Genomic DNA, 13,437 nt, shown 5'->3' with positions numbered 1-13,437 from the left:
TTCTTGAAGGCGTAGTCGACGTTGGCGCCGTCGGACGAGGGGGCGGCGTCGCCCTTCTTGACGAGCCTGATCTGGACGGCCTCGACGCTCCTGCCGAAGCCCGTGGTGCCGGCCTCCTCGCCGTCCTTTGCCCAGGCCATCCAGCCGATGTTGGAGGCGTGGACGCGGTAGTAGACGTCGTAGTCCTTCGCGAGGGAGCCCGTGAGCCTCAGGCGCACGGCCTCGACGGCGCGGCCCTGTCCGGTGGTGCCGCCCTCGGACGCCGAGGGGGTGTCCCATCCCTGCCAGCCGATGCCCGAGACATGGGCGTCGATCTGGACAGAACCATCTTCCTCGGGATTCAGAATACTGACTTTAAGATCTTCCACGGCCTTCGACTGTCCCGTTGTGCCCGCAGTTGATCCATCTCTTTTACTGCTCATCCAGCCTATATTAGAAACATGTGCTTCATATTGGATATGCATCTTACCGTCATCAACGTTGAGAAAAGACCAATTAAAGCAGTAGTTCATGTCGCAGCGTCCGTTAACGCCCGGGACATTACCGCTGCTTGAGTACTGCCAGAAACTGTAGCTACCGGCATAGTCACAACGCCAATTGTACTGAGCGACCCAATGGTCATAACCGCTCAGCGACGGAGAGTTCAGATAGTTGTTAAACCAGTTAAGGTTTGCATAAATGCCAGATTTAAAGCCAACGGCCTCCATACGGTTACAAAAAGTCTGCGCAATCTGAGCGAGCTTATCTTTGCTGAAATTCGGATCCTGCAAGATATAGTTATCCTCAAGATCGTAATAAACGGGAAGCGACGGATGATGGCCACCGAGCCAAGCAAGCGTTCGATCGGCTTCTTTATTTGCATCCGCTACAGAACGAGCATAGGAGTAATAGTAGACACCGTAAGGAATCCCGAGACGTTCGCATTCGGTAGCGTTTCGTTCAAACGTTGAATCGGGTTTGCCGTAAACAGGGCCGACCTTGAGAATGGCAAATTCTATTCCAGCGGCTTTAACCTGATTCCAGTCAATCGTCCCCTGAAAGTTGCTGACATCGATACCACGCGCAACGGCACCATTGGACAAAGCTTCGTCAGCCAAAGACTGTGCATCGATGCCATCGGAGACAGCATCAATAAGCAAGCCGTTCTCATAACGCCAGGAATTCGGCTCCAAAGAGTCAGCTTCAGGAGAATCCGCCTGTATGGAATCATCCGCCGAGGCCTCGCCAGCAGAATCGTCAACGTCCGACTCATCTGTCCCGATTCCAGACTGATCATCAGAAACTGAGCCTGAGCCCCCATCCGAACGAGCAGCGTCCGCAGCGTCACCATACCACTCGGTTACACCCTGAGAACCCAAGGCGTCGCCCCGCCCATCCTGAGAGCTTTCACCTTGAAATCCGCAGTCATTCGATGATTGCTGCACCGACTGTGAAGAAGCGACAGATTGGGCAGACAACGCGTATGCACAGTAAGGCTGAATGATTTGCGACCAAGCTATTAAAAGCGTGAAAATCAAAGCTGCAGACGCTTTGAGACGATTCATATATATCCCCCGAGATATTGACTACTTTCGAAGACACCAAGTTATATTACCACACTTCTAAACAAGCATTTAAGGCTTGAGACGCAACGGTGGCATTCAGACAAAATAGAGACGCTCCCGTTACGGAGCGCCTCAAATGGCTCTATGCAAAAGGCCTTGCGGCGCCGATTACACGACCAGGAGCATAGACCGAGCGCTCGGTGACTCCAATTCCCGGCCACGAATCGATAATTCTACCGTTTCCGATATAGATTCCAATATGACCCTGGTAGTAGACCACATCTCCCCTCTGCATGGCAGAGGTGCTAACCGGCATAAATGTGTTGTTGCGATACCAATTCATGGAGTTATAGGTTTGCTCGGGCAACCAACGATGGTTATAGGGGTTATACCAACCCATATCCATGCCAGTCGCATACAGACATTGCAGTACCAAGCCTGAGCAATCAACCGCATCTCCCGGCCAAGAAGACCAAGGCTCGATATAACGAGTTCCAATATATTCACGAGCACGCTGGATAAATGCATTAATGCAGTCCTGGCGCGAAGCGTTATAAGAAATACGGGAAGGCGTGACGTACGTAAAGTATCCGGTGCAATACGAAGGAAGCTGCACGCTGTTGCAATTAACCTTTGGATAAGAACCGGGGGTCTGATATCCCATATATCGATAGGTCTCAAAATACGAATCAAACGTAGAGCCCGGTGCGGAAGCGCCCTTGGGGACAATCTTTACCTGTAAGGCCTGAACAGGAATGCCAAGCTTCGTGGTACCCGCCGGTGATCCATTTTTGGTCCAGCCAAGCCAACCATAATTTGACACATGGACGCGATACCAGACATCAAAGTAATTGGAAACCTCGCCAGTCAAGTTAATCTTGACGGCCTGGATTTGCTGTCCTTGGACAACAGTTCCCGATGTAGCCCCATCTGAAACAGCAGATTGCCAACCGATATTGGATACATGAGCGGAATACGAAATGCCGCCGCTCATGGAACTATCGGAGAGCGACAGCTGCATGGCTTCTATGGCGCGGCTCTGTCCAACGGTACCAGCGATCTCGCCGCTGCCAACGGCCGCTTTCCAGCCAAGACCGGAACAGTTCACCTTAGCCGAAAAACCAGGAAGCTGAATCAACGCAGCATGATCCTGAGCGGGAGCATCGAATGAACCTTTAGCAACCAACTTAACTTGAATTGCTTCAGCCTGCTTAGACAACCCAACGGTGCCAGCTGCAGCATCATTTTTAGCCCAACCAAGCCAGCCATAATCCGCCGCATGAATACGGTAGTAGATATCGTATTTTGAGGCGTCGTTGCCGGTCAGTCTTAATTTAACCGCCTGAATTGCGAGACCCCTGCCAACAGTGCCAGCATAGTCAGCACCCGAGACGTATGGCTGCCAGCCGATATTCGCAACATGTGCCGACACTTCGACGGAGGCATCGATGCCCTGAGTTGCAACATACAACGCCTGCAGGGAGCGGGACTTGCCCGTCTGGCCGGCGGTTTCACCGTTGCCAACAGGAGCCAACCAGCCCGCAGAAGCAACGTGCGCCTGAGAAACAAGACCAATTCCAGACGTTTCGATAAACGCATTGGCAGTGGAGCCAGGCGAAGACTGGCCCTTACTCACAAGCGCAATTTCAATGCCGCACAAACCGGAAGAGCCACCAGAAACGCCACATGCCTGACCATTTGACGTCCAGCCCGTCCAACCATTACCGGAATCGCATGCTCGATACCAAATGTCGTAATTTGCAGCGAGCTGACCGCTCAGCGACAACTTAATCGCTTTAACAGGAGCTCCTGATACTGCTTTGACAGCACCGCCATCCGTTGACGAGGCGCCCCAGCCTGAATACCCATCCATAACGGAATAAGAAATAGACCCGTTATCAGTTTGACCGGCAACGCTCAGGGAAATCGAGTGCAGCATCTTAGCACCCTTGCCTCCGATCGTGGCCTTTTGACCGGAAGAGGAACCAAGACTCTCCCCAGAAACGGCCGATCCGGAAACCGTAACAGCATCTGGATCGCCGATAAAGACCTTGGCTGAAGAGCCGGGTGCCGCTCCGCCTTTCTCCACGAGAACCACTTTGACGGCTTCGATAGCCCTGCCCTTACCGGCAGAACCGGCAGCAGCACCATTGCAGGCCCAATCGAGCCAGCCTATGCCTGAAACATGAGCGCAGTACCAGATGTCATATTTCTCTGCCGCTTCACCGGTCAAGCGAATCTGGACGGCCTCGAGGCGCTGCGCCTTACCAGTCGTGCCGCAGCGCCCCGCAGACCACTGTTGCCATCCAATATTCGACACATGGCCCCTGAGCTGAATAGAACCCGAATGGCCATACCAATCAAGCTGAGCTTCGAGGGCCTCCATGGGGAGCCCTCTGCCAGTTGTTCCCGCAACAGACCCGCTTCCCACGGGTGACATCCATCCAATATTCGATGAATGCGAACGGATGGAAATCGATGCAGGATCATCACTATGGTTCTTAAAAGGACAGGTAGTGTCGCCCGGGGCGGGGTCGCCCTTGGGCAGGACCGCGACCTGGACGGCCTGGACGGCGCGGCCGTAGCCCGCCGAGCCGGCGTCGGCGCCGTCGCACGCCCAGCCGAGCCACCCGAACTCGGCGGAGTGGACGCGGTACCAGACGGTGTAGCGGGCCGACAGGTCCGCGGACAGCCTGACCCTCAGGGCCTCGACGGCGCGGGACCGGCCGGTGGTGCCGGCGGTGCCGCCGTTGCCGACGGCGGCCTGCCAGCCGACGTTGGAGACGTGGGCCTCGACGGACAGGGCATTTGCAACCTGCTCTTGAGAGGAAGCCCCATCCACTTCGAGCGAGATTCTCAGTGCCTCAAGATTCAAGCCTCTGCCCGTCGTTCCGGCAATCTTGCCCGAACCAACCGGATTCATCCAGCCGATATTCTGCACATGGGCAGAAACGCTTACGTTTTTAACGGCAAGCTGTTTGCTTGCGGCAGAATCGCCAGCAACAACTTCATCTCTATCTTCAGATGAACCCTGCTGCGCATCCTGAAGCTCGCTTACCACAGAAGATGCATCCGATTCTTGCCCCTCGGACACTGACCCATCTTCAATGACGGACGGGTCTTCAGAATTGAAACTAGCTAAGTCAGCAGATCCGCTAATTGAATAATCGGCATATGCAGCGGTCACAACCCATGTTTGACTCACGAGCAACACGACAGCCATGAGAATAGAAACGGACACATCAAAGAGACGTCTCACGATTCCACCTTCCTTCATCTATTAACGAACCTACTTAAGAACAACCGCTTGGGCTCCCCGTTGCGAGTATAGCGAAGCGATGCGCTCAGCAGAGTTAGAGACATAGCCAGAGAGCGAATCGGCAATGTAAACGGTACCCAGGGAACGATTAAAGCCTCTTAAAACAACGGTATGAGAGTTGGTATACGTTCGATAAATCCTTCCGCCATATGCCTGAGTCGCATAGCATCGACCCAAATTCTGCATGCCTATCGTCGACCAGATAATAACGGGATGTCCGGCTTCCAAATAGGAATAAAGATCATAGAAACCAGTGCCCGTGACGTCATACGCCCGCAAGCTGCTTCCACGACTAATCAAAAAAGAATTAGCCGTGTTGGTCAATCCAGGAGCGGATATGCAGTTTCCGTTCGAAGCGCTATGCGGATTACCCCAAAACGCCGTAACAAAATCCCAACTGCTCTTAGGCATATACGCATCTGCAATGACGGTTTTGCCCAGCCCAAATCCGTAATAGTTGAGCGCATTAGTCAATGCAACGGACTCGCAACCAGTAGGAAGCTCGGGATTCTGCATTGTGCAAGGAACGTTGAGGACAACCGAATTCGGGTGCAAGGGGCGATCCCTGTACGCGCCCTCCGTGGGACCCGGCGCCGCCGAGCCCTTCGCGAGGATGCGGACCTGGAGCGCCTCGACGCGGTAGCCGATGCCGGTCGTGCCGGCGCGGGCCCCGTCGCTGGCCCACCCGAGCCAGCCGTAGTCCTGCACGTAGGCGCGGTACCACACGTCGTAGTACTCGGAGAGGCCGCCGGTCAGGCGCATCTTGACGCACTCGACCGCCCTGCCCTGCCCGGTGGTGCCGGCCACGGCGCCGTCAGAGACCTCGTCCTGCCAGCCGATGCCGGAGACGTGGGCGCTGTAGGACAGGCCGCCGGAGACCGGCGAGGAGACCTCGGCCGAGATCGCCTCTACGGCGCGGGCCTGGCCGGTGGTGCCGGCGGTGCCGCCGTTGCCGACGGCGGCCTGCCAGCCGACGCCCGAGACGTGGGCCCTGAGGCTGAGCGAGGGGACGGAGAGCTCGGCGGGGGCGCCCGACGATGGGGCGTCGCCGCCCTTCTCGACGAGGACGACCTGGAGCGCCTCGGCCTGGACACCGAGGCCCTCGGTGCCCGCGGCCTCGCCGTCCTTGGCCCAGCCGAGCCAGCCGTAGCCCGCCGCGTGGACGCGGTACCAGACGTCATAGGAATCGGAGACGGGGCCGGAGAGGGACACCCTCACGGCCTGGACGGCGCGGCCCTGCCCCACCGTGCCGGCGTAGGAGGGGGCGGAGGCGGCGTCCTGCCAGCCGATGCCGGCCACATGGGCCGCGACGGAGACGGAGCTCCCCTCGCCCGCCCCCTCGAGGGAGGCGCGCACCGCCTGGAGCGCGAGGCCCCTGCCGGTCGTGCCGACGTCCTCGCCGCCGCCCACCGCCTGCAGCCAGCCGCGCTCCGCGACATGGCCCTGCAGGACGAGCGCCGGGCCGGAGGCGGCGCCGGAGACGAAGGCCCCCTCGGTCGGGCCGGGGGCGGCGCCGCCCTTCGCGACGAGAGCGACCTGGACCGCGGTGAGGCCCGAGGCGCCCGACTCGACGCCGGAGGGCTCGCCGGAGCTCGCCCAGCCGGTCCAGCCGCGCGCGGAGTCGCAGGAACGGTACCAGACGTCGTAGCGCTCGGCGAGGCCGCCGGACAGCTCGAAGCGGACGGCCTTGAGCTGGAACCCGCCGCCCGTGGCGACGAGCTGCGCCCCGTCGGAGCTGGACTCCCCCTGCCAGCCGGAGCCGAGCAGGAGGCCGCGGTAGCCGACCGACCCGTCGGACTCGAGGTTGTCGACAACGGCGGCGACGGAGCCCAGCACGGGTCCCTTCTCGGAGCCGAGCGTCAGGACCCCGCCGGAGAACGACGAGCCCGCCGGCGAGCCGGAGACGGAGAGGGCCGAGCCGGACAGGCGCTCGCCGGCGCCGCGGAAGGCGCCGCCGACCGGGCCCGGCGCGGCGCCGCCCTTGGGGACGAGCACGACCTGGACGGCCTGGACGGCCTTCGACAGGCCCACCGTGCCCGCGGACGCGCCGTCCTTGGCCCAGCCGAGCCAGCCGTAGTCGGAGCAGTGCACGCGGTACCAGACATCGTAGGACGAGGCGGCCTCGCCGGAGAGCCTGAACTGGAGCGCCTCGACCGCCAGGGAGCGCCCGGTGGTGCCGGCGGCGCCCGAGGTCCAGCCCTGCCAGCCGACGTTCGAGACGTGGGCCCTCACCTCGAGGGAGGAGGAGCCGTGCCCGTACCAGGACACGGAGCCCGAGAGGGCCTCGAGGGCGCGGCCCTGCCCGGTGGTGCCGGCCACGGCGCCGTCCGAGACGGCGCCCTGCCAGCCGATGCCGGCGACGTGGGCGCGGTAGGAGACCGAGGGGGGCTCGGAGGACCTGTCGACGAAGGGCGTGGACGTGTCGCCCGGGGCGGGTTCGCCCTTGGGCAGGACCGCGACCTGGACGGCCTGGACGGCGCGGCCGTAGCCCGCCGAGCCGGCGTCGGCGCCGTCGCACGCCCAGCCGAGCCACCCGAACTCGGCGGAGTGGACGCGGTACCAGACGGTGTAGCGGGCCGACAGGTCCGCGGACAGCCTGACCCTCAGGGCCTCGACGGCGCGGGACCGGCCGGTGGTGCCGGCGGTGCCGCCGTTGCCGACGGCGGCCTGCCAGCCGACGTTGGAGACGTGGGCCTCGACGGATATGGCGTCGGCGCCGAGGGGCTCGCCGGTCGACGCGTCGGACAGGACGAGGCGCAGCGCCTCGAGGGGGAGCCCCCTGCCGGTCGTGCCGGCGACCCCGCCGCCGGCGACGGCGCCCATCCAGCCGATATTGGAGACGTGGGCGGAATAAGACAGCGAGACGGGCGCGGCCTCCTCGGCCCGGGCGGGCTCCGCCTGGCCCCCGTCGGCCTGGGCCGGCTCGGCCTGCGCGGCCTCGGCCTGGGCGCCGGACTCCCCGCCGGACCCCGCGTCGGCGGTCTGCGCCTCGCCGGGGAGCGGCTGCGCGTCCCCCGCCGCGGCGGGGGCGGCGTAGGCCGCGGGCCCGCACAGGGCCAGGGCGGCCGCGACCGCGAGCGCGGCCGCGGCCCCGGAAACTCGTTTCATGGAGCGTCTCATGGAAAATCCCCCTAATCTAGCAACGGTTTAGAGTCTACTAGATTGGGGGGACGCGAGCCAAGCCATGGTGCGCCGAACGATTCAACGCATCGTTTGGAAAACCTACAAGGCGCCAAACTCGCTCTTGGAGGACAGGTACGATCCGAGCCATGGGTCGCCATCGAGGAAGAACTCAGGCCAGCGCTGCATGAACAGTGCTTGCTCGCGCTTCCAGCGACGCAGCTTTTCCTCGTTGGCCTCTTCCCTGCCGCGCGAGGTGAACTCGTAGTGATACAGCACGGCATAGGGCGAAAAGATGGTACGGTAGCCCGCCACCCACACGCGCAGGCAAAAGTCCGCGTCGTTAAAGCCAACCGCAAACTCCTCGTTATAGCCTCCGACTCGCTCAAACACATCGCGGCGGACCATCTGACAGGCGCCCGTCACGGCACTAAAGTTGCCCGGACGCACAGCACGGGCAAGATAGCCCTCACGCTTTGCCGAGAAGTCCTGGTTGGCATGAGCAAGTGCGCCACGCACGCCGACCAAAATGCCAGCGTGCTGCACCAAATAATCGGAAAAGTAGAGTTTGGCGCCCACCACACCCGCATCGGGACGCTGCAGATAGCCCATCATCTCTTCGATAAAATCGGGGCTTATGACCTCGGTATCGTTGTTGAGCAGCAACAGGTAGTCGCCCTTGGCATGCTCAGCGCCAAAGTTGATGATCTGAGAGTAATTGAACTCGCCCGGCCAGTACGCAACGCGCGCGATGCCCTTGCATTCGGATGCTGCAGCCACGCATTCCGGCAGGGTTTCGTAATACGCAAACGTCTCCGGGGCCTCGCTGTTGTTCTCCACCAAGACGATCTCGTAATTGGCATACGTGGCCTTCTGGGCGATCGACATCACGCAGGCGTCGAGCGTCTCGACGTGATCCTTGGTGGGAATCACAATGCTCACCAGTGGCGCAGGCTCCGGCAGTGCATAACGCATGCGGTAGACAAATGGGGTCTCAGTCTCCTCGACCGTTCCGCAAATGTCCAGCGAAGCAAAACGCCTAGCAAAGTGGACCGACCGCTACGACGTCATCCAAGGTTCGCGCCTGGACTTCGACGGCGGCGCCTTCTTTTGGCAGTACCAGCTCATCCTTTCGCTCGGCATCCCCAACCCCATCGCCAAGTGGGACCTGGGGCCCGAGGGCTACCGCGCCATGAATCAGCTGTGCTTTGAGGGCGGCCTGTTCTCGCGTCGCGTAGTCGACAAGATCGGCCTGCCCGACGCGCGCTTCTTCATCTACGGCGACGATGCCTGCTACGGCTACGTTGCCAGCCAGCATTTCCCCGCTGCCGTGGTTGCCGACGTGGTGCTCAAGCGCGCCCGCGCCGTCTCTAACTGGGACATCGCCGGCAAGCGCCAGCTCAACTCCACAAGCGACACCAACCGCTACTACATCATGCGCAACCGCGGCTTTTTGGCCCGCTACATGCAAATCTACGGCGACTATCATCCCGTGCTGTTCCGCCTGGGCAACGCCGCGACCTTCTGCAAAGAGTTCATCCGCTTGGCTGCGGTCGACAAATGCTTTAAGACCGGTATCCCAGCGCTGCGCCGCGGCATGAAAGACGCCCGCAAGATCATCAAGGATCCCGACTGGAAGCCCATGCCGCCCCTGGAGGACGCGGAGTAACAGAAGCCGAAAACACCCCGCCGCTTAAAGCCGTTGGCACACTACGGACACGTGCTGCCCGTCAAAGCCAAAGCCCCAGCGCATGCGACCCACGCCGGGTCGCGGCACGCGAATCTCGTCGATACCGTCGCGTTCGATGTCGAGCAGCGCCTGAACCGCCAACAGCTCCAGACCCAGGGCATCCACGTCGGGGTCATACATCATGTTCATAGTGACAAGCGGACGTTCGTCGAGCATGCCGAGGGTATCGGCCACATCGAGCATCCTTCCCGTAGGGAACACCTGGATATCCCAGCGATCCGCCCCGCGCTTTCGATTGGATGACGGATTGGCATACCCCGGCATACCAAAGCAGAGCCCTTGCAACAGCAGGTGGTATGGCAACGGCGAATCCATCTCGACCGCGCCGACTCCCGCGTCACCTAGAATTCGACGCAGCGCCTGCCTCACCGCGTCTTCGTCACCGCGACACAACCCGTCACGAAACGCATCGACGTCCCGCACATCCTCGGCGGCGCACTCAAACCATTCAACAATCACGAGACGCAACGCCTGGAGAAGCTCGTTATTGGGCAGACGCAGAGCACGGGAGCGAGCGCTGTTTCCCGGCTCCTCAACCATATCCGTCGTTAGGAAGCCGGACAGGTATAACGCGGTCCACAGGTCATCGTCAGTCGGGGCATCCGACCCGACGGCGCCCAGACAAAGCGGGACCTCAACGCTTCCATGAGCCTCGAGCAACTCGAACAAGGTCGAAAGACGGTCGAGATTCCACCCAGCAACAACCCTACTCAGGCAGTCGGCAAACCCATACAAATCAGCCCGCACCGGCGGCGTGCAACCGCGGTTCAAGAAATCGATCACGCGCGCCGGACTCGAGCAATAAAACCCGCCAAATCGGTATCCCTCGAACCATTCACGCGCGTCATCCAGGTATTCCCCGCGTCCAGCATGGCCTAGAAGAGCCTGAACCTCGTCATCCAAAAAGCCGAACCACCGGTCACACCACGTCGAGAGCGGAATCGACATGCAGTACGAACACCCGCGCAAAGAAAGCGCCGTATCGGCAGGACCGGGATACTCCCCCATAAGACACGCCAGTCGCAACGAATCCCCCGCAGCGACAATGGCGTCAAACAGCACACGGTCGAATAGCTTTGCCGGATCGGCGCCGGAAGCGCCCCTCGCGCTCGTACGGCGCGACCACGCTGCGTCGTACTCATCAACGAGCAATACAACCTGCTCATCGCAGGCAATCTCCAGCAGCTCAATGAGCACACCAAGCACCGAGTCAACCTCGGACTCGCTCGCCACACCACGCGCAGCGCGCTCGATGTGGCGCATCTTATCTCGTGGTAAATCCGGAGCTTCCAAGAGTGGCAGCAAGCGAGCGCATTCGCGGGAAAGAGCATCACGCACGACGCTGGCAACAGCGGCGCCACGCCTCGCAGCGACAGAAAAGTCCAGCGATATCACAGGGTAGCAGGCATACTCATCCCGATAGCACCCGCCGCCCGCATCCCAAATCTGGGAACCAGCAAACAGGCCCCGATCGACCTGCCCGACCGTGGGTCGCTCCAGAAAAGCCTTAAGCATCGACAGGTTCATGCTCTTGCCAAAGCCTTCGGGCCGGCAACACGCCACAACGGAAGCATCAGCATCCAAGACATCGGCAATAAACATCGTCTTGTCGACTAGCACGCATCGATCCATGGCCTCGGCAAAGTCATGTTCGCCGACCGGTAGCGCCCCATTACCCGAGCGGTTGATCAACTCTACGTCACAGTAGGCAGTATCACTATAAATCGCCTGTTCAGACACCGTAACTTCTCCCTAAAACGCAGCACGATGCCCATTGTATCGAGCAACTCAACCGCAATTAAGCCGTCATGCAGACGTTTCGGGCAACGGTAGCAACATGGGGCGTGAGGGGGCATAACTAATCGTTGCACAACAAAACGGGGCCCGATGCAGTTGCACCGGACCCCGCCCCGACTCTAAAGGTATTCGGCAACCGAGAAACTACTCCTCGGAACCGTCCTCACCAGCAGCCTTGTTCTGCTGATCAAGCTTGTGCTTGCCACTCACAATGGACGTGGCGCCAAGCGTCGCCAAGCTTGCACTGGCAAGGCTCGCCATCACGATGAGGTCGCCCGTCTTAGGCATATTGCCACCCGAGGCCTTGGTCGTCGTAGTCGTCGTGGTGGTCGTAGCGCCACCCTTGTCACCGGCCTTCTGAGCATCGGCGTCGGACTGTTTTGCACCCGCATTGGCGGAAGCATCAGCGGCGCTGTCGACATTAGAGCCGGAGCCCTGCTCAGACGCTCCCTCATCAGAAGAAGAGCCGCCGTTAACGCCCGCCATCAAAGACGAGCCCAACATGGAGCCAAGCTGCTCGCCGGCAGAAGGCTTGTTTTCCTTCGAGGAATCGCCGGTGATGGAGCCCTCGCTCGAACCGCCCTCAGAAGCATCGGAGCCAGAACCGTTAGAGGACCCAGCATCGGCAGAGGAATCACCAGCGCCGTTAGAAGCGCCCGTATCGGTAGAGCCAGAAGTCAAGCCGCCGTCAGAGCCAGAAGTCGACGAACCACCAGAGGCATCGCTGGCAGCAGTACCACCAGACGTAGCCCCACCGTTACCGGCATCATCGCTGCCCGTATCAGTCGAGGGCGCATCGGTATCGCCGCTATCGCCCGCATCGCCATCCGTACCAGGTGTCGGTGCGGCGGGAGCAGCGGGCGCCATGCTCGGACCGGGCGCGGGCGTGGGCTCAGGCTCCACAGGCGTTGCCGCAGCAGCCTCGTCCTCGGCAATGTAAACCAGGCAGTCCTTGAGCTCGTTCTTATAGCGATTCTTCCAACCCTCATGGTACTGAGGCTGACTCGAATACTTCCGCGCCACGTTATCAACCACGCTGTTGGAAAGCGCCGTCACAAACTCGCGGTCCGTCATGCTGTTAGAAAGATTCGCCCAACGGAAAAAGTCTTGGCAGCCACCCGTGCCGCACATATTGGTGATGCTCCACACCATGCCCTTGACGCAATCGGCACGACCGGAAATATCAATGCCCAGAGCGTTCTTAAGCCACGACTCGGTCACCGCATAGTAGGAGTTGTACGCATAGGCATCCTGCAGCGCCGAGAACTCAGCCGGATCGGTGTTGTAAGCACCCAGGAAGGCATCCTGCGCGATGTGACCCAGCTCGGTGAGCTGGCCGTTCGCATACATGGGGTTGCTTCCGTTGGAAATCTCGCCACCGCGGTCAATCGCGTCCTTAAGCATGCCGTACTTTGCAGAGTCGTAGTTATAGACCTGCTTCATAAACGGAATAAGCGACCAACGGCGATCGAACTGGTAATAACCCAGCGCGTTGTATCCGTCGCCATACGAAAAACCCTGGTTGTAATTGCCGTGGCTCTCGTACTTGGTGAAGTACTTCATCTCGTCGGTCACATTGACAAACGAAACACCCTGAACCGACCTCAGCACGCCCGAGAAAGACTGCTGGGTGTAGAGGCCCTTATCGATATCGGTGGCATCCGAGGCAACGCCCGGCGTGGGCTCCTCAGCTATAGCGGTTGCGGGTGCGGCAACAGCGCCAAACGAAAGCGCCAGCGTCAGGCCCGCAACAATCGCGGAATGCTTGGGTTGCATACATCCTCCCTGCATTGGTGTGGTTAAAGTGCAGTTTGCAAAGATGGATTCAGTATTACAGCTCCCCGTTTGTTGCACAACAACCCATCGGTAAACGGCAACAACCCTCCGCGAAATCTTAAGGAATTGCT

Annotated in this window: 7 protein-coding genes and 1 pseudogene; 1 reads left to right on the top strand and 7 read right to left on the bottom strand. The window is 60.3% G+C overall.

Annotated features, from left to right (window positions below; genetic code table 11):
• The 5 genes and pseudogenes from AB5Z20_RS08250 to AB5Z20_RS08230 all read right to left on the bottom strand — a co-directional run.
• On the bottom strand, positions 1-1,544 hold a 1,544-nt coding region (locus AB5Z20_RS08250), incomplete at its 3' end, for a GH25 family lysozyme (protein ID WP_368156911.1).
• Positions 1,545-1,686: 142 nt separating this feature from the next.
• The gene (locus AB5Z20_RS08245) at positions 1,687-4,803 is read right to left on the bottom strand and encodes an NlpC/P60 family protein (protein ID WP_368156910.1); all 3,117 of its coding nucleotides are present in this window, start codon (positions 4,801-4,803) and stop codon (positions 1,687-1,689) included.
• Positions 4,804-4,833: 30 nt separating this feature from the next.
• A complete protein-coding gene (locus AB5Z20_RS08240) occupies positions 4,834-7,095 on the bottom strand; it encodes a C39 family peptidase (protein ID WP_368156914.1) in 2,262 nt (753 codons plus the stop codon).
• 57 nt (positions 7,096-7,152) lie between these two features.
• Positions 7,153-7,971 (bottom strand): annotated as a pseudogene (locus tag AB5Z20_RS08235) (hypothetical protein); the annotation flags it as partial.
• Between the two features lie 114 nt (positions 7,972-8,085).
• A complete protein-coding gene (locus AB5Z20_RS08230) occupies positions 8,086-8,958 on the bottom strand; it encodes a glycosyltransferase family 2 protein (RefSeq protein ID WP_438861071.1) in 873 nt (290 codons plus the stop codon).
• A gap of 43 nt (positions 8,959-9,001) precedes the next feature.
• Here AB5Z20_RS08230 and AB5Z20_RS08225 point away from each other — a divergent pair, with 43 nt between their 5' ends.
• Positions 9,002-9,652: a hypothetical protein gene (locus AB5Z20_RS08225; protein ID WP_368156908.1), complete on the top strand. Its 651-nt coding sequence runs from the start codon at positions 9,002-9,004 to the stop codon at positions 9,650-9,652.
• A gap of 24 nt (positions 9,653-9,676) precedes the next feature.
• Here the strand turns inward: AB5Z20_RS08225 and AB5Z20_RS08220 are convergent, their stop codons facing one another.
• Positions 9,677-11,473: an AAA family ATPase gene (locus tag AB5Z20_RS08220; protein WP_368156907.1), complete on the bottom strand. Its 1,797-nt coding sequence runs from the start codon at positions 11,471-11,473 to the stop codon at positions 9,677-9,679.
• Between the two features lie 201 nt (positions 11,474-11,674).
• Positions 11,675-13,306: a hypothetical protein gene (locus AB5Z20_RS08215; protein ID WP_368156906.1), complete on the bottom strand. Its 1,632-nt coding sequence runs from the start codon at positions 13,304-13,306 to the stop codon at positions 11,675-11,677.
• Positions 13,307-13,437 lie beyond the last annotated feature (131 nt).

It is taken from the genome of Collinsella aerofaciens, from assembly GCF_040910245.1.
Taxonomy (GTDB): domain Bacteria; phylum Actinomycetota; class Coriobacteriia; order Coriobacteriales; family Coriobacteriaceae; genus Collinsella.
This window is presented reverse-complemented; position numbering and strand designations above follow the sequence as displayed.